Source organism: Bradyrhizobium sp. cf659 (assembly GCF_900113725.1).
Taxonomy (GTDB): domain Bacteria; phylum Pseudomonadota; class Alphaproteobacteria; order Rhizobiales; family Xanthobacteraceae; genus Bradyrhizobium.
Window position 1 is genome coordinate 144,808 of sequence record NZ_FOQJ01000006.1, and the last position, 16,361, is coordinate 161,168.

At 64.3% G+C, this 16,361-nt stretch carries 18 protein-coding genes; 8 read left to right on the top strand and 10 right to left on the bottom strand.

Going from position 1 to position 16,361, the window contains the following annotated elements; all coding sequences use genetic code 11:
* The first annotated feature begins 25 nt into the window (after positions 1–25).
* Genes BM118_RS24815 through BM118_RS24840 form a run of 6 tightly spaced genes read left to right on the top strand, consistent with a single transcriptional unit; the run spans position 26 to position 4,700 of the window.
* A complete protein-coding gene (locus BM118_RS24815) occupies positions 26–784 on the top strand; it encodes an SDR family oxidoreductase (protein ID WP_092188195.1) in 759 nt (252 codons plus the stop codon).
* 47 nt (positions 785–831) lie between these two features.
* Complete coding sequence (locus BM118_RS24820) at positions 832–1,287, top strand: acetyl-CoA carboxylase biotin carboxyl carrier protein (protein ID WP_177234658.1); 456 nt, start codon at positions 832–834, stop codon at positions 1,285–1,287.
* Positions 1,287–2,642, top strand: a complete 1,356-nt coding sequence (accC, locus tag BM118_RS24825) for an acetyl-CoA carboxylase biotin carboxylase subunit (protein ID WP_092188199.1) — start codon at positions 1,287–1,289, stop codon at positions 2,640–2,642. The genes BM118_RS24820 and accC overlap by 1 nt, the downstream gene beginning before the upstream one ends.
* The gene (gene pxpB, locus BM118_RS24830; RefSeq protein ID WP_092188201.1) at positions 2,639–3,301 is read left to right on the top strand and encodes a 5-oxoprolinase subunit PxpB; all 663 of its coding nucleotides are present in this window, start codon (positions 2,639–2,641) and stop codon (positions 3,299–3,301) included. Before accC ends, pxpB (BM118_RS24830) begins: the two co-directional genes overlap by 4 nt.
* Positions 3,298–4,281 (top strand): 5-oxoprolinase subunit C family protein, encoded by a 984-nt coding sequence (locus tag BM118_RS24835; RefSeq protein ID WP_092188203.1) that lies wholly within the window; start codon positions 3,298–3,300, stop codon positions 4,279–4,281. The genes pxpB (BM118_RS24830) and BM118_RS24835 overlap by 4 nt, the downstream gene beginning before the upstream one ends.
* Positions 4,266–4,700 carry an acetyl-CoA carboxylase biotin carboxyl carrier protein gene (locus BM118_RS24840; protein WP_092188205.1) on the top strand — a complete coding sequence of 145 codons (435 nt, stop codon included), beginning with the start codon at positions 4,266–4,268 and terminating at the stop codon, positions 4,698–4,700. Before BM118_RS24835 ends, BM118_RS24840 begins: the two co-directional genes overlap by 16 nt.
* Here the strand turns inward: BM118_RS24840 and BM118_RS24845 are convergent.
* The 9 genes from BM118_RS24845 to BM118_RS24885 form a co-directional block, all read right to left on the bottom strand.
* Positions 4,693–5,460 (bottom strand): LamB/YcsF family protein, encoded by a 768-nt coding sequence (locus BM118_RS24845; protein WP_092188207.1) that lies wholly within the window; start codon positions 5,458–5,460, stop codon positions 4,693–4,695. The two genes, BM118_RS24840 and BM118_RS24845, sit on opposite strands and share 8 nt — an antisense overlap.
* Positions 5,461–5,495: 35 nt before the next feature.
* Positions 5,496–6,473, bottom strand: coding sequence for a 5-oxoprolinase subunit C family protein (locus BM118_RS24850; protein WP_092188209.1), 978 nt, complete (start codon positions 6,471–6,473; stop codon positions 5,496–5,498).
* On the bottom strand, positions 6,470–7,165 hold the full coding sequence (gene pxpB / locus BM118_RS24855; RefSeq protein ID WP_244550233.1) for a 5-oxoprolinase subunit PxpB: 696 nt from the start codon (positions 7,163–7,165) through the stop codon (positions 6,470–6,472). The genes BM118_RS24850 and pxpB (BM118_RS24855) overlap by 4 nt, the downstream gene beginning before the upstream one ends.
* 138 nt (positions 7,166–7,303) lie before the next feature.
* Entirely contained in the window at positions 7,304–8,398 is a 1,095-nt protein-coding gene (locus tag BM118_RS24860) for an ABC transporter ATP-binding protein (protein WP_092188214.1), read from the bottom strand.
* An 11-nt stretch (positions 8,399–8,409) separates the two neighbouring features.
* Complete coding sequence (locus tag BM118_RS24865) at positions 8,410–9,474, bottom strand: extracellular solute-binding protein (RefSeq protein WP_244550234.1); 1,065 nt, start codon at positions 9,472–9,474, stop codon at positions 8,410–8,412.
* A gap of 28 nt (positions 9,475–9,502) precedes the next feature.
* Entirely contained in the window at positions 9,503–10,306 is an 804-nt protein-coding gene (locus BM118_RS24870; protein ID WP_177234659.1) for an ABC transporter permease, read from the bottom strand.
* Complete coding sequence (locus BM118_RS24875) at positions 10,306–11,238, bottom strand: ABC transporter permease (protein ID WP_177234660.1); 933 nt, start codon at positions 11,236–11,238, stop codon at positions 10,306–10,308. The genes BM118_RS24870 and BM118_RS24875 overlap by 1 nt, the downstream gene beginning before the upstream one ends.
* 218 nt (positions 11,239–11,456) lie before the next feature.
* A complete protein-coding gene (locus BM118_RS24880; RefSeq protein ID WP_092188223.1) occupies positions 11,457–12,659 on the bottom strand; it encodes a pyridoxal phosphate-dependent aminotransferase in 1,203 nt (400 codons plus the stop codon).
* A complete protein-coding gene (locus BM118_RS24885; protein ID WP_092188225.1) occupies positions 12,652–13,455 on the bottom strand; it encodes an SDR family oxidoreductase in 804 nt (267 codons plus the stop codon). The genes BM118_RS24880 and BM118_RS24885 overlap by 8 nt, the downstream gene beginning before the upstream one ends.
* A gap of 237 nt (positions 13,456–13,692) precedes the next feature.
* Here BM118_RS24885 and BM118_RS24890 point away from each other — a divergent pair, with 237 nt between their 5' ends.
* Both BM118_RS24890 and BM118_RS40685 read left to right on the top strand, forming a co-directional pair.
* Positions 13,693–14,385 carry an SDR family NAD(P)-dependent oxidoreductase gene (locus tag BM118_RS24890; protein WP_092188228.1) on the top strand — a complete coding sequence of 231 codons (693 nt, stop codon included), beginning with the start codon at positions 13,693–13,695 and terminating at the stop codon, positions 14,383–14,385.
* A gap of 832 nt (positions 14,386–15,217) precedes the next feature.
* Positions 15,218–15,406, top strand: a complete 189-nt coding sequence (locus BM118_RS40685; protein ID WP_143099519.1) for a hypothetical protein — start codon at positions 15,218–15,220, stop codon at positions 15,404–15,406.
* 106 nt (positions 15,407–15,512) lie between these two features.
* Here the strand turns inward: BM118_RS40685 and BM118_RS40690 are convergent, their stop codons facing one another.
* Positions 15,513–16,241, bottom strand: a complete 729-nt coding sequence (locus BM118_RS40690; RefSeq protein ID WP_143099520.1) for a hypothetical protein — start codon at positions 16,239–16,241, stop codon at positions 15,513–15,515.
* Positions 16,242–16,361: the final 120 nt, after the last annotated feature.

Sequence of the window (16,361 nt, forward strand, 5' to 3'; positions counted from 1 at the left end):
GACGGTAGCAGAGGAGCCCTCACGGATGGGATTTTCGGACTATCGAACGGCCCTGGTGACGGGCGCATCCTCGGGGATCGGGGCTGCGACGGTTCGCCGCCTGAGTGCGGAAGGGCTCGAAGTTTACGCCGTGGCCCGCGACGCCACTCGCCTGAGCGCCTTGTCCGCGGAGACCGGCTGTCGACCATGCGCCGTCGACATCAGCGACCTCGACGCGCTTGCGGCCCTGGCGAAATCGGCCGAGTTCGACGTCCTGGTCAACAACGCCGGCCAGTCCCGACGCGGCAATATCCTGGACACGACGCCGGAGGATGTCGATGCGCTCATCGACGTCAATCTGCGCGCGGTCCTGCATCTGACCCGGCTGGTCGTGCCGGGCATGGCCCGCCGCGACCGCGGCCATGTCGTCAACATCTCCTCCATCGCCGGCCACTACGCATTCGGCGGCGGAAACACCGTGTATCATGCCACCAAAGCGGGCATTCACTCGCTGTCGCAGCAATTGCGCGTTGACCTCTACGGAACCAGGGTTCGCGTCACCGAGATATCGCCGGCCCGGGTCGAGACGGAAGTGTTCGGACGGCTGCTGGGTGATCTGGCCGAAGCCAAGCGCCGCTTCTTCGACGACTACGATGCACTCCAGCCCGAGGACATCGCCAATTCGATCGCATTCGCGGTTGGATCGCCGGCGCGCATGAATGTCGCCTTCATGGAAGTGCTGCCGACCCAGCAGGTCGTCGGCGGCCTCAATTTCGCACAGAAGAGCCGGCCGCCGGCAGAGTGAGGCGTGAACGCCCCGAACTCGACAGGCCGTCAACGCGGAGCGTGACTGTGGACCTCCCCAAAATCGAACAGCTCGTGGATCTGGTTGCACGCTCCGCCATCGCGGAGCTGGACCTCACGCAGGACGGGACCCGCATTCGCATCCTCAAGCGCGCCTCTGCGGGAGCCTCACCGGTCCCGGCACACCCCGCGAGCGGGAGCAGCGTTGAGGCTCCCGCTCCTGATCGCGAGAGCCCTCGTCCCGACGCGACCACCGACATTGTCGTGCCGGCGCCGATGCACGGCGTGTTCTACCGGGCCGCGGCGCCGGACGAGCCGCCGCTGGTCGAGGTCGGCGCACGGATCGGGGCGGGGCAGAAGATCTGCATCATCGAGGCGATGAAGACCTTCATCGACATCGCCGCCGAGGCGCCCGGTGTCGTGCTTGCGATCCTCGCGGAGAACGGTGACGAGATCGAAGCAGGGCAGCCCCTGTTCCGGATCGGTCCTGCAGGTTCATCCTGATGTTCGACAAGGTCCTGATCGCCAATCGCGGCGAGATCGCGCTTCGCATCCAGCGCGCCTGTCGGGCGATGGGCCTCAAGACGGTCGTCATTCACTCGGAGGCGGACCGCGACGCGCGCTACGTTGCGCTCGCCGATCAGGCGCTCAGCATCGGACCGGCGCCGGCGAGCAGCACTTATCTCAACGTGGCGGCGATCCTGCTCGCGGCCGAGGTCAGCGGCGCCCAGGCAATTCACCCGGGTTACGGATTCCTCTCGGAGAGAGCGGAGTTCGCCGAACGGGTCGCGCGCGCCGGTCTCACCTTCATCGGCCCGCCCGCCGACTGTATCCGGACCATGGGCGACAAGGTCGCCGCCAAGCGCGCGATGCGGATGGCGGGCGTCCCTTGCGTACCCGGACCGGACAGTGCCCTGCCGGATGATCCGGCCGAGGTGCGCGCGATCGCGCGGGACATCGGATATCCCGTGATCATCAAGGCCGCCGGTGGTGGCGGCGGGCGCGGCATGCGGATCGTGCGCAACGAGCACGCGCTGGACGAGGCGCTGGCGCTGACGCGTGCGGAAGCCAGCAAGGCCTTTGGGAACGCTGCGGTCTACATCGAGAAATTCCTCGAAAAGCCGCGCCATATCGAGATTCAGGTGCTGTCTGATCAGCACGACAATCACCTCTGGCTCGGCGACCGCGACTGCTCGCTCCAGCGCAGGAACCAGAAGGTCGTCGAAGAAGCTCCCGCGCCCGGCATCGATCGCGCGCTGATCGAGCGGGTGGGCGCAAGCTGCGTCGAAGCCTGCCGCCGGATCGGCTATCGCGGCGCCGGCACTTTCGAATTCCTCTACGAGGACGGACAGTTCTTCTTCATCGAGATGAACACGCGCGTCCAGGTCGAGCATCCCGTCACCGAGATGACGACGGGGATCGACATCGTGAGGGAGCAGATCCGCATCGCACGGGGCGAGGCGCTGGGGATCGCGCAAGGCGACATCGCACGTGTCGGCCATGCGGTCGAATTCCGCATCAACGCCGAAGACCCCACCACCTTCGCGCCCTCGCCGGGCACGGTGACGCGCTGGGACGTGCCGGGCGGCATCGGCATCCGCGTCGATTCGCACATCACTGCCGGCGCCTCCGTTCCCCGTCACTACGACTCGCTGATCGGCAAGCTGATCGCCCATGGCGGCACCCGTGACGAGGCCCTGGCACGCGCGCGCGTCGCCCTGTCCGAATTGCGCGCCGAGGGCGTCCGAACCAATGTGGCGCTGCATCAGGCGATCCTCGCAGATCCGGCGTTCTGCCGTGGCGGCTACGACATCCATCATCTCGAGCACTGGATGAATGCGCGGGTGGCCGCGCAATGACGGCGTCTGACCGGCCGCGGATCAGCCTGCTCGGGACATCAGCGCTCCTGTTCGAGGCGCCCGGCGCGTTCGACCTGCCGCACCAGCGGCGCATCTGGTCACTGGCGGCCACCGCGTCGAAATGGCCAGGAATCCGCGAGGCCATTCCCGGCATCACCAACCTGATGCTGACCTTCGAGACCCCTCCCCGCGAGCTGGACGACCTGATCGCCGCCCTCAACGACGGCTGGGACGCGGCGGAAGGCCTCGCGATTGGCGGTCGCGAGATCCGCCTGCCGGTCACCTACGGCGGCGAGATCGGATCGTCGCTCCAGTCCGTTGCCGATCATTGCGGCCTGTCCGTCGACGACGTGGTGTCGATCCATGCCGCGCCGCTCTACACGGTGTTCGCACTCGGCAGCCATCCCGGCTACTGCTACCTCGGCGGCATGGACCCGCGCATCACCATGCCGCGGCGGCAGACGCCGCTACAGCGTTCCGCAGGCGGCTCGGTCTCCATCGGCGGATCGCAGACCGGTGTCTCCGCATCGCCCGGGCCGAGCGGCTGGCACGCCATCGGGCATACGAGCTGGATGTTCTTCGATCCGACCTGGCCGACGCCGGCCGCGCTCGCGCCGGGCGATACGATCCACTTCGAGATCAAGCAGGTGATCCGGTGATCGAGATCCTGTCAGTCACGGGGCCCGCCAGCGTCCAGGATCTCGGCCGTCTCGACCAATATCGCTTCGGGGTCGGCACGTCGGGCGCGATGGACGACGTTGCCCTGCGCGCCGGCAACATCCTTCTCGGCAATGACGAAAACGCTGCCGGCATCGAAATCCCGATGATGCCGTTCCGCCTTCGTTTCGGCCGGGACATGGCCTTTGCGCTCACGGGCGCCGGTGTCGAGGCCGAGATCGCAGGACGCGCAATCCCGCCATGGTGGCGGTCGCACGCCCGTGCCGAAGAGATTCTGAGCATCAAGACGATGCCCCGCGGCGCACGACTCTATCTGACCGTCGGCGGTGGCATCGACGTGCCGACGGTGCTGGGCTCGCGCAGCACGCAGTTTCGCGGCGAGTTCGGCGGCTGGCACGGACGGCCGCTCCAGCCCGGCGACAACCTGCCCTGCGCCATCCCCACCGCGACCATCGGCGAGCTCGGGGTCGAACCGGCCGAGATCACGCTGGCGCGGCCGAACGCTGCCGCGGACGAGACCGTCGTCAGGGTCGTGATCGCCGGGGAATATGACGGGTTCGATGCCGCCACGCAGGAGCGCTTCTGGTCCAGCAGCTGGAAGATCACGCCCCAAAGCAACCGCTACGGCTACCGCCTGCAAGGACCTGCCGTGAAGCCGACAGCGCCGATCGAGAAACGCTCGCACGGCATCGTCCCCGGCGTCATCCAGATTCCGCCGAACGGACAGCCCATCATCCAGATGCGCGATGCGCAGACATCCGGCGGCTATCCGAAGATCGCGACCGTGATCCGGGCCGACCTGTGGCGCGTCGGGCAAGCGCGGCTCGGTGGAAAGTTGCGGTTCGAGCAAACTGCCTATGCCGATGCACTTGCAGCCGAGGCCGAGATGTCCGCCTATCTGGATCGGCTCAGGACCAGCGTGCGCCTTGTCGAGGAGATCAGAACATGCCGATCAAGCTGACCGATATCGAGCGTCTGGCGCAGATCCTCGAGAGGTCCGGCGTCGACACGATCGAGATCGAGGAGCCGGGACAGTCCCTGAAACTCGTCGTGGACACGGGCGTCCGGATGGCTGCAGCTGCGACGCTTGCCGCGGCGGCCGCCTCTGCCACAGACCATTCCGTCATCGCGAAAGCGGATGTCGCAGGACATTTCCTTGCGGCCCATCCCTGGCGGGACAAGCCGTTCGTCGCACCCGGCCAACCAATCGAGGCCGGCGCGCTCGTCGGCCTGGTCAAAATCGGGCTGCTGTACGCGCCCATCGTTGCACCGGCCGCCGGCACCATCGATGCCGTGATCGCGGAGCCCGGCACAACTGTCGGCTATGGCACACCGGTCGTGCGCATCCGCCCGCGCGCCGGGAGCGGCCCGGTCAATTGAGCAAGACGGTCGCGGGCGTGACTTCGCCGCCGCCCTGCTCGATCACGCGGCGCACCGTGCGGGCGAGATTGACCGATCCGGGCGTGTCGCTGTGGATCAGGATCGAGCGCGCCTCGACCTTGATCGACTTGCCTTCGATGGTCTGCACCGTCCCGCTGTCCAGGAACCGCTTGACCCGCTCGGCCACGGCTTCAGTCGAGGTGATGACCGAGTTGGGAAGCTTGCGGGACACCAGATGGCCGTTCTCGTCATAGGCGCGATCAGCCAGGAACAGAGTCAGGATGCGCAGGCCTACCTTGCGCGCGGCGCGCACGATCTCGGCATCAGGCTGCGAGAACACGATGAAATCGCGATTGATGGTCGCAATCGCGCGGGCGACGACATCAGCCATATCGGGGTCCGCATTGACCATGTTGCCCATCGCAGCATGGAAGCTGACATGGGTCACGCGGTGGCCGGCATTGGCCGCGATCGCCTGTAAGGCGCCGATCTGATAGACCATGTGCTTCTCGAGCTCGGCGGCGTCCATCTGGATCACGCGGCGGCCAAATCCGAGCAGGTCCGGCAGACCCGGGTGGGCGCCGACCTCGACCCCCTTCTGCTTTGCCAGCCGGACCATGCGATCCATGATGATGGGATCGCCGGCGTGGAAGCCGCATGCCACGTTGGCGGACGAGATGATGCCCATCAGCGCCTCGTCGTCGCAGATGCGATAATTGCCGAAACCTTCGCCCATGTCCGAATTGATGCCGATTTTCATGTTCGCACCCTGCTCTTGTTCTTGTTGACGTTCACTCAAAGCGCTCGATAGAGATCCGCAGTCGCACGCAACTTCGCGAGGTAGTCGTTGACGGGAGCCATGGCCGCAACGGCCTCCTGGTAGCTGACCTCGCTGAAGGCGATGAGCGTTCCCGGCGCCGCCTGGCCCAGACGCCAGAGATCGGCCTGTATCACGGCCGCCATCTTCGGATAGCCGCCTGCCGTATTGGCGTCGCTCATCTGGATGATCGGCTCGCCGGCCGGCGGCACTTGCACGACACCAGCCACCACGCCATGCGAGCGCATCTCGACGGGCGCGTCCAATGTCAGCTTGTCTCCGGTGAGGCGGTATCCGCCCCGGTCGCTCCGGGCGCTGATCTTCCATGTGGTGGACCAGAACGTCGCCTGCATCGCCTCCGAAAACAGATCATACTCGCCGGCCCGCATGACGCGTATCCGCAGCACACCGTCATCCGCCGGGCCGGAACCTGCGATCGCCACATCCGGCGGCGCGACGCCGAAGTCGAAGCGGCCGTCAGCATTGCGTGGCGGCGTCCCGATCGGCACGACATCGCCCGCCTCCAAGGTGCGCCCCTCGAGCCCGCCGAACCCTGCGCGCAGATGCGTGCTGCGCGAGCCCAGCACGCGCGGAACATCGATGCCACCGCCGAACGTCGCGTAGACGCGCGCCCCGCGCCTCGGCACGGCAATCGCGAGAATGTCGCCCGCCTTCGCCCGCGTGCACCACCACGGCCGCACGGCTGATCCGGCCAGCGTGGACTCGTGGTCGGCGCCGGTGAGCGCAAACGCGGTGTCCGCCGAAAAGCGCAGGCGGAACGGAAAGGTCTGGATCTCGATGCCGGCCGCACCGTCGTCATTGCCGAGCAGCGCATTGCCGGCCGCGAGCGCGACGGGATCCATGGCGCCCGATGTGCTCACGCCGAAACGGCGCGCGCCGTGACGGCCAAGATCCTGGATGGTGTTGAAAGCGGGACTGGTCACTACCTCGATCACAGCTCGATCCGATCGATCCTGAATCTGACACGGTCACCCGGAAGCATGAGCGAGGGCTGTTCGGACTGCGGGTCGAACATCGCGACCGAGGCCCATCCGATGGCATTCCACCCGTTCGGACTTGTCAGCACCGCGACGCCGGTCTGCATCCCGCCGATGGTCACCGAACCCGCCCGCATGTTGAGCGACGGCACGGATTTGCGCGGCATGTGGATGCGCGGATCGAGACCGTGGAGGTAGCCGAACCCCGGGGAGCTCGCGATGGCGCAGACGGTGTAGTCACCCTCGCTGTGGATCTTGATGACCTCGCGCTCGGACAGTCCGGCGCGGTTCGCGACCGCCGGCAGGTCAAAGCCGAGCTCCCCGCCATAGACCACGGGAATTTCGATGATCTTGCCGTCGGCCTTGCGGCTCGGCGTACGATGCCACAGTTCGACGATCGAAGCGCTGAGCATGCCGATATCCGCGGGCGGCCGCTCGAATACGAGCATCACATTGGTGACGCCAATGACGGCTTCCTGGACGTTGGGCCAGGCAGAAACAGCATCCGCCAGCGCCCAGATGCGTCCCTGCTGAACCAGGTCGAAGTCACCCGGCGCCTCGACCAGCATCGCAAGTGTGCCGATCAGGCTGATCTTCGGGCTCTTCTCGATCGTGCCGACAAAGGGGGCGCTGGGCTGATTAATCGACAAAAGGGCCTCGCTGATCCAACGCCCGCGGCGCCGCCACCCTCAAATCTAGTCAGGCAGCGGAAGCCGATCCAAGACGATGTTCGTCTGCGGGTATAAGGGATGTCGATTGCCCGCGAGACGCCGCGTTCGTCCCGAGCTTCAGTGACGGGCAATGACGTGATTGCTCGGGGACTCCCACCGCGCGACAACCTCCTCGCCCACGGCGTATCGAAGTCCCGCTTGCTGCGATTGATTCTGCTCGAACACGATGATCTGCCCGCCGCTCGGCGTCTTGAGGTAGTAGTGACTGACGAACCCGCGATAAATGACCTGGTCGACACGCGCCGTCACGCTATTGGCACGTTGCGCCGTCGGACTCTGGCCAGCGCGCTCGACGAGGATCGCTTCGGGCCTGATCGAGACCATCACGTCGCTCGCCGATGACGGTATCTGATCGACCTGGAGGCTCAATTCGGGCGATACGCGAATGACCGCTCCGCTTCCGTTTCGCTGCTCGATGGGGCCCTCAAACAGATTTGACGCGCCGATGAACTGCGCGACGAATTTCGAGGCCGGACGCTGGTAGATTTCGGTCGCCGAGCCGACCTGCTCGAGCTTGCCGTCGCGCATCACCACGATCTTGTCCGCCATCGTCAGGGCTTCGTCCTGGTCGTGAGTCACCATGATGGTGGTCAGGCCGAGCCTGCGCTGAAGGGCACGCAGCTCGACCTGCATGCTCTCGCGAAGTCCCTTGTCGAGCGCCCCGAGCGGCTCGTCCAGCAGCAGCATCGCCGGCTCGATCACCAGGGCGCGCCCCAATGCGACGCGCTGCTGCTGACCGCCGGAGAGCTGCGCCGGATAGCGTTTCCCGAAGCTCGACAGCTGGACGAGATTGAGGGCCTCGCCCACCTTCCTTGCGGCATCGGCCTTGGATATCCCGCGCATCTCGAGACCGAATACGATGTTCTCCTCGACGGTCAGATGAGGAAACAGCGCGTAGTTCTGGAACAACATCCCGACGTTGCGGCGATGCACGGGAACGTCGGTCATCCTCTTGTCGTTCACGAAGACGTCGCCGGATGTCGGGCGGATCAGCCCCGCGACCATGCGCAGGCAGGTCGTCTTGCCGCATCCGCTCGGACCGAGCAGCGCAACCATGTGGCCCGGCTCGATCGTGAGCGAGACGTCGTCGACCGCGACGGTGCGGTTGTATTCCTTGCTGAGGCGGTCAAGCCTGACTTCGGAAGACCTCATGGCACCCTGCCTTAGCTCGTGAACACCTGATTGTAGCGTTCCAGCCACGGACCGCGGCGCGGAACGATGAACTTCCAGTCCGGCGTGAACAGCCCGAGATCGGTTGCCTTGGTGTCGGGATAGGCAAGGAACTTGGCCGTCTCCGGCTTGAAGTCGATACCGCCCACCGAGGGCGCGCTGAGGGTCTGCTCGGACAGCATCTTGGCGACCGATGGCTCCAGAATGCGGTTGATCAGCGCACAAGCAAGCTCCGGCTCGGGCGCGTTCTTGACCAGCGTCATGCTGTTGATGCCGGTGAACGCGCCCTCTTTCGGGAACGTCATGTCGAGCGGCAAGCCCTTGGCCGTGTGAGGATAGATCGCCTTCGAATATTCGATGCCGCCGATGGTCGCCTGGCCCTGCGCCACCTGAAGTACCTGCGCCTCGCTGTCGTAGATCGTCAGGACGTTGGGCTTGAGCATTGCGAGCTTGTCCCAGCCGCTATCGACCAGGTATTGCGCCTCCTTCAGCGGCTTGCCCGTCGTGAGCGCCGTCGCCACGATGAGCATCAGCACGCTCTGGGTGTTCTTGGGCGTGTTCAGCAGGATCTGCTTGCGATACTTGGCGTCGAAGATCTGCTCGTAGCTCTCGAGCGGCTTGGTCACCTGCGGATTGATGAACATGGCCGCACTGGAGATCGAGAAGCCGACGCCATAATCCTCCTCGAACAGATAGCGCGGATAGACCTTCGCAAGATTGGGAATTTTGCTCGCGTCGAGCTTGTCGATCAGCCCTTCCTGCTTGGCCTGGGGAATGCCGACGTCGTCCATCATCATCATGCTGAAGCGCGGCGTATCGCGCGTGGCGCGGAGGGCGGCGATATTGGAGAGCGTCGCGCCTTCGATCGTGAAGACCCGGCACTTGAACTCGGCCTCGAATTTCGGAATGACTTCCTTCTGGATCAGCTTGCCCAGCGCAGAGTTGTAGACGCCGACATGCAGTTGCTTGGCGTCCTGCGCCCACGACCGGCTGATGATCGTCGGGAAAGCAACCGCGGATGCGCCGGCCTTAATGAGAGTCCTACGTGTCAGCTTCATGGGTCCAATCTCCATCTACCAATGCACATCAGGCAGCCAGCGCGCGGCGAAGGCCAACCAGCTTTTCAAGCAACAGGACGCCGACCATCGCCATGAGGATGATGATCGTCGACATTGCAGGAACGGAAGGGTCAAAGACGTTGACCAGTTGCCGCATCAGGACGAGCGGCACGGGCGAGTATTCCGAGTTCGCCAGCCACATCGTGACCGGATAATTGTCGAAGGACACCATGAAGGCGAACAGCCCGCCGGCGGCGACGCCTGAGGCGATCTGCGGCAGCGTCACGCGCCAGAAGGTCGTCAGCCGGTTCGCGCCGAGGGTGCGTGCGGCATCCTCCAGGTTCTCGTCCACCAGCTGAAGGCTGGTGACGACGGTGCGGATGACATAGGGCGACGTCACGACCACGTGCCCGATCAGGAGATTGAGCCGCGCGTCCTGCGAGCCAAGCTTGGTCAGGACCTGAAGCAGCGCCAGGCCCGTGACCAGCGCCGGGAAGATCAGCGGCGACAGCAAGAACCCCTTGATCGCCGCCAGGCCGAAGAACCTGCCCCGCACCAGCGCAAAGGCCGCGGGCACGCCGAACAGGAGCGAGCCCGCTGTCGTGCCGAGCGCAAGCAGAATGCTCAGCCTCATTGCCTCGAGGAAGTCGCGATCCTGGAGAACCTTGGCGTACCATTTCAGCGTGAAGCCTTGCGGGGGGAAGGTCACGAAATAAGAATCGGAAACGGACACCGCCATGACGAGGAGCAGCGGCGCCAGGATGAACAGCATCATGCCGACGGTGATGGTGTAGAGGATGAAGGCGCCGAAGCCTGAAAACCGCTCGTCCATCAGTCGGGCCTCCTGAGACGCCGGCCTTCCAGAAGCCACATCGAGACGCCATTCACCGCAAGGACGAGGCCGACGAGAACGACGGCGATCGCAGCGCCGAACGGCCAGTCGTAGACGACGAAGATCTGCTGCTCGATCAGATTGCCGAGCATCACCGCCGAGGCCCCGCCCAGGATCGCGGGGATGACGAAGGAGCCGGCCGTGAGCGAGAATACGAGGGTAAAGCCCGCCACGAAGCCAGGCATGCTCAGCGGCAGCGTCACCCGGAGGAACACCCTCCACCACGGCGCGCCAAGCATGCGGGCGGCATCTTCGAGATTGGGATCGATCTTGCCGAGCGCCGATGCCAGCGGCAGAACCATCATCGGGAAGAACACGTGCAGCGATCCGATGACGACGGCCACTTCGGTGTAGAGGACCGATATCGGTGCGTCGACGATGTGCAGCGTCATCAAGATCCAGTTCAACATGCCCTTCGGGCCGTTCTGGAGCACGAGCTGCCAGCCGTATCCACGAACGACCACGCTGACGATCAAGGGCGCAATGACGATCAGCGTGATGATCCGCGTGACCATCGGACGGCTCTTGACCATCACCAGCGCTACCGGATAGGCGAGCACCGTCGCGAGCGCCGAGGTGATGATGCTGATCCGCAGCGTCGTCCAAAGCACGCGCGCATAGAGCTCGACGTTAATCAGACGGGCGTAGTGCGCAAGCGTGAACGGGCGCCCGATGATGCCGCGGCTGTCCTGGGTCTGGATGCTCGAGAGCAGCAGCCCCAGCGCCGGATAGAAGAAGAAGTATGTGAGAAATGCCAACATCGGGACGGCAAGGAGCCCGACCGGCAAAGCCAGGCGCCACCCCGGTCGCCGCCGGGCTGCCGGAGGAGCTTCAACGCCCAAAATCGCCACCGCATCGTCGCTGGTGGTCATCGCTGGCCGTCCTCGACTGCGCGATACCAAGGCAATACCCCTCTTTGCACAAAGCTTATGCGTCGGCACCCTACAGGACCAAGAACATCTTCGTTTAGGGGCATCAGGAAGGATTATGACAATTGGTTCGGCATACTGCTCCGATCTTGGTCGACGAATGCCGCTGGCTGCATCTTTGGTTCTCCGCCGAGGGCCAAGCCCCCTGACATATTGACGCGTCAGCGCAGGCTCTCGCAGAAGCTCGCAATGCGCCGGCAGCCTTCCCTCAGCGAATCGGTGTCGGTCGCGTAGGAAATGCGGAAGTACGGGCTCATGCCATAGGCGCCGCCGGGCACGGCCGCGACATGCTGCTCTTCCAGCAAAGCCGAGATGAAGTCGGAATCGGTTTCCAACCGCCGCCCGGCCTTGGTGGTCTTGCCGATACAGCCGGCGATGTTCGGAAACACGTAGAAGGCCCCTTGGGGCTTGTGGCAGGTGATGCCGGGGATCTGATTGAGCAGCCTGACCACCAGATCGCGCCGGTCGCGATAGATGTCCGCGCGCTCCTTCAGGAACTCCTGCGGCCCATCCAGGACCGCAACCGCCGCCGCCTGGCTCAGGGTGCAGATTCCACCGGTCGCCTGACCGTGGACATTGTTCATCGCCGCGATCAGGTCCTTGGGGCCGCCGCAATAGCCGACGCGCCAGCCGGTCATGGCGTAGGCCTTCGACGCGCCGTTCACGGTCACGACGCGGTTTTTGAGTCTCGGTTCAACCTCCGCGATGGTGCAGAATTCGAAACCATCATAAGTAAGGTGCTCGTAGATATCGTCGGTGAGAATCCAGACGTCGGGATATTTCAGCATGACGTCGGCGATCGCGCGCATCTCGTCGCGCGTGCACGCCGCGCCGGTCGGATTGTTGGGAAAATTCAGGATCAGCCACTTCGTCCGCGGCGTGATCGCCGCGTCCAGGTCCGCCGGGCGGAGCTTGAACTGGTTGTTCTCGGGGCACGGCACGGCGACGGGCGTCGCCTCTGCCAGGAGAACGATGTCCGCATAGGTGATCCAGCCCGGCGCCGGAATGACGACCTCGTCGCCGGGATTGCAGGTGGCGAACAGCGCGTTGAAGATGATCTGCTTGCCGCCATTGGCGATCAGGATCTCGTCAAGGGCGTAGTCGAGATTGTTCTCGCGCTTGAACTTGCGCTGCACCGCAGTCCTGAGCGCGACGGTCCCGGGCTGCGCGGGATATTTGGTGTCGCCCGCGAGCGCGGCCCGATGCGCGGCCTCGATCGCATGCGGCGGCGTCGGAAAATCGGGCTCGCCGGACGACAGGCCGACGATCTTGACGCCTGCGTCCCGGAGCTCGCGCGCCTTGTCCGTCATCGCCGCCGAGGCCGACACCTTTACGGTCTTGAGGCGGTTTGCGAGTTCAGGCATTGTCAGCTCCACTTCTCATTTCTCTCAATCGCGCGGCCTCGGATCGGCTCGCGAATCGCAATTCGCCGACGACCTGGAACGTTGGTACGATTTCGATCGTCGCGACGTTCATCCGCGTCGGCGCGCCCACCGCGAATGCGATCGCGTCCGCGACGTCCTCGGACTGGAGCGTCTCGAACCCACCCACGAAGCGGGCATCCGGATTGTCGGCAGCGTTCTGGTTCTGGAAGATGCTCGTCGCCACACGTCCGGGCGAGACTTCGGTGACGCGAACGCAGGTCCCGTAGAGATCGACGCGCAATTGCTGCGACAGCGAATGAATTCCCGCCTTTGTCGCGTGATAGGCCGCGGATGAATTGAATGTCGTCGCGTTCTCGCCGAAGGCATAGTGGCCGGCGATCGACGAGATGTTGACGACGTGGCCGCGGTTGCGGCTCGCCATATCAGGTACGATCAGCCGCGTCAGGTGCAGGACCGCGCGCAGATTGACGTCGACCAGCGTGTCGACATCATCAGGTGCGGTGTCCAGGATAGTGCCGCGCCGCGACTGGCCGGCATTATTGATGAGAACGTCGAACTCGGCCGAAGCCGCGAGCCGCGTCAAAGCGCCGAGATCGTTGACATCGACGACACATGCGCGGCATCCGGTCTCGGCCGACAGGCTTGCCAGCCGGCGAGCATCACGCCCCAGCGCGTGAACCTCGATCCCCTCCGCGCGGAGACGCCGAACCGTCGCGGCCCCGATACCCGAGGACGCGCCCGTCACCAACGCCGTTCGATAGTCCGAAAATCCCATCCGCAGGGTTCTTTTGCAGTCAGGCAGAGTTGCGGAAAGCTACGTGCGGAGGCCGAGGCGCGCATAGAGCGGATTTGTTCTGCCCTCATAAGGACATCCAATATCCTGGCCGAAGTCGTCGGCTCGCGAGCCATAAGCACGCCCAATGCCGGCAGAGTGAATTTCTCTTACTCGCCGTCACGCGTATCCCCTTACATTTCGCGATGCTCTTGGCTCACCCGTAGGAGACGGACTCGGATGTTGGAAGTCGGCAATCGGATCGTCATGGTCTCCGGGGCTTCGCGCGGCATCGGACGCGCCGTCGTCGACCGGCTCCTGGCGTCAGGCTTCCGCGTATCGGCGGGGCTTCGCGACCCGAGCCGCCTCGCGGAGAGCGAGAGACTCATGACGCATCGTTATGACGCCGAAGACGCCAAGAGCCCGACCGCGTGGGTCAACGCGACGGTCGCACGGTGGGGTGGCGTCGATGCCATCGTCAACGCCGCCGGAATCAATCCGAAGGTTCGCGTCTCCGACGAGGGCGAGAGCGAACTGGATGAAATGTGGCGCGTGAACGTCAAGGGCCCTCTGCGCCTCGTCAGGGCCAGCCTGCCTCATCTGGCCGTCTGCGGTCATGGGCGGGTCATTAATCTGGGGTCACTTTCCGGAAAGCGCGTGGGAAGCAATGTCGGCTACGCCATGACCAAGTTCGCCGTGGTCGCCCTCACCCACGGCATTCGCCGCGAGGGGCGCGCGGCGGGAATTCGGGCGACGGTGATCTGCCCGGGCTATGTTGCCACCGACATGACGCTGAACGACGACGAAATCCCTCGCCACGAGATGAGCCAGCCGGGCGACATCGCCCGCCTGGCCGAGACCGCGCTCATGCTGCCGAACAATGCCTCGGTCTCCGAGATGCTCGTGCACTGCCAGTTCGAGCCGATGCTCTAAAGCCCGGGCGAGACGGCTGCGTTCGTAGCAACAATCTGGCCGTGCGGCGTGTGACCACGGAAACCGTGGCACGAGACGCGGCTTGTTCTTTCGCGAGAAACGAAAAAGCCCAGCATCAGCTGAGCCCCGGAAGGGTGGGCACACCAGCGCTCGAACCTGGGGCCCGCTGATTAGGAGTGAGCTACCCGGGACTTATCCGGCCGAAAATGGGCATCCGTCGCACGTTCCTGAAATTCTCGCTCCACAGCACGCAGGTATCCATACTAACATGACGGCCAAGTCGCTGGTTTCCGACCGCGGCTTGATATTTGTGGATGTACCACTCTCGAGGTCCCGTCGTTGCATGCAAAAGAGCAACATCAAAGAACTTGAAAAGACGGCACGTGCTTTGGCCGAGGGAGCTTCCGCCGAAACTCGAAATGCCATTGAGACCGTCATTCGAGAAGCCAGGAAGTACGAAACGGTAAGAGAATCCAACCCCGTCCGCTTACCGCACTACTTGAAGCTATCGCTATGTCTTGCTGCGCTGATTTTGATTATAGCTTTGCTATTGATAGTGATGCGGTGAAGGACGGCAGAAGCTTTTCGCCAGAACCTCCACAGGGAGCGGGCCTAGCGTATCCGCTATCATAGCGGATCGTCCATCATTCGCGCAGTACGCAGCTCTACCATCGCGGCCGAGAATAACCATCGACTGCGCAGGAGGCCACGCTCGGCACGCTCTACCATGATCTCGATCAGCAAAGGCGGGAACGCCACTCGCAGATAGCGTTCAGGCGCTCAATTCGCTTTTTGAGAAGTCGGGCCGCATTGTAATTTCACGAACGCTTCCGTGAGCCTCGACGAAAACGAACCCAGCGCAGAATTGCCAAATGCGGGGCAACATGAATTTCCAAACGCGGTGAAGCTTCCAATTCGAGCAACGAAATTTACTCAATCGAATCAGCGCGTTGGCTATGGCTGGGGCGGGAGGGTACTCAGCCAGATCGACGCCGCTCTCAGGCGCCTGAAATCACTCTAGAAAATGGAGCGACACGAGAGGTGTGTAGCAGCCCTGTGCCCCACCTCGCAAGCCATCAGAACACCCGTCTGATGACCTGTTTCGGGTAGCAGCCGCCTTCGATCGGCTAGGTCGGCAACGGGCGGCGCGGCAACGTGGAGCGGTACGGCGAGGCCACCAGCCGCGTCGCCGCGGAGACCGCCGGCTGCGCGGGCGGGACTTCCGTCTCCATGTTCATCGTCTGCGGAGCAACGCGGTCCTCGGCCGGCGCAACGGCGGCGGCCTCCATGTTCGCCGGCGGCACCTCGGGCGACGCGAGCGGCGGCGCATCGGCTTCGACCTCCGGACCGGCGTTGCCCTCCGGTCGGGTTGCGGAGCTTTCCCCATCGGGCCCCTCCACGCGACCGGGGAAGGCGGCGCGCAAGCGCTGCAAGGCCTCAGCGGTGACACGACCACTCCATCCAGCGGAGCGCCCATTCCAGTGGCAGCCTTCGCGCGTGAGGATGTCGCGATTAGCCGCGGAGGCGTTCCGGCTCAGCCGAACGAACACCTCGACGAGCTCCTGGCGAGGATCGTTGGAAGGACCGGCGTCAGCGCTGACGCCACCCGGATCGAACACCGGGCGATCCACGCCGGCGCCCTGCGCGAGCTGCTCGAGGCCGGCAAGAAGGCTGGCAGCCGGCACCTGTGTCAGATTGAGACGCTTCACGGCTTCTATCACGAACTGCTGGACGTCAGCTTCGTGGCGCTGTTCCAGGGATGCGATCTCTGCATCCAGGCGAGCGCGGTCTTCGCGCATACGCGCGAGGACGAGCTCGGATGCTTCAAGTTTCTTGATGGGATTACGACGTCTCATGGGACCTCCTGTTGCTAACGGAAGTAGCCCATCACGCGGCTCGGCAAGCGCAAAAGGAAATTATTCGGGGAAACACGAGCAATACTCCTTGCGAGTTTCCGAAAGCTCCGAGCTCAATAT

Excerpts from the sequence above, each read along its gene's own strand:
- BM118_RS24815 (WP_092188195.1), top strand. The coding sequence starts at position 26 with ATGGGATTTTCGGACTATCGAACGGCCCTGGTGACGGGCGCATCCTCG.
- accC (WP_092188199.1), top strand. The coding sequence starts at position 1,287 with ATGTTCGACAAGGTCCTGATCGCCAATCGCGGCGAGATCGCGCTTCGC.
- pxpB (WP_092188201.1), top strand. The coding sequence starts at position 2,639 with ATGACGGCGTCTGACCGGCCGCGGATCAGCCTGCTCGGGACATCAGCG.
- BM118_RS24840 (WP_092188205.1), top strand. The coding sequence starts at position 4,266 with ATGCCGATCAAGCTGACCGATATCGAGCGTCTGGCGCAGATCCTCGAG.
- BM118_RS24845 (WP_092188207.1), bottom strand. The coding sequence starts at position 5,460 with ATGAAAATCGGCATCAATTCGGACATGGGCGAAGGTTTCGGCAATTAT.
- BM118_RS24860 (WP_092188214.1), bottom strand. The coding sequence starts at position 8,398 with ATGAGGTCTTCCGAAGTCAGGCTTGACCGCCTCAGCAAGGAATACAAC.
- BM118_RS24865 (WP_244550234.1), bottom strand. The coding sequence starts at position 9,474 with ATGAAGCTGACACGTAGGACTCTCATTAAGGCCGGCGCATCCGCGGTT.
- BM118_RS24870 (WP_177234659.1), bottom strand. The coding sequence starts at position 10,306 with ATGGACGAGCGGTTTTCAGGCTTCGGCGCCTTCATCCTCTACACCATC.
- BM118_RS24875 (WP_177234660.1), bottom strand. The coding sequence starts at position 11,238 with ATGACCACCAGCGACGATGCGGTGGCGATTTTGGGCGTTGAAGCTCCT.
- BM118_RS24880 (WP_092188223.1), bottom strand. The coding sequence starts at position 12,659 with ATGCCTGAACTCGCAAACCGCCTCAAGACCGTAAAGGTGTCGGCCTCG.
- BM118_RS24885 (WP_092188225.1), bottom strand. The coding sequence starts at position 13,455 with ATGGGATTTTCGGACTATCGAACGGCGTTGGTGACGGGCGCGTCCTCG.
- BM118_RS24890 (WP_092188228.1), top strand. The coding sequence starts at position 13,693 with ATGTTGGAAGTCGGCAATCGGATCGTCATGGTCTCCGGGGCTTCGCGC.
- BM118_RS40690 (WP_143099520.1), bottom strand. The coding sequence starts at position 16,241 with ATGAGACGTCGTAATCCCATCAAGAAACTTGAAGCATCCGAGCTCGTC.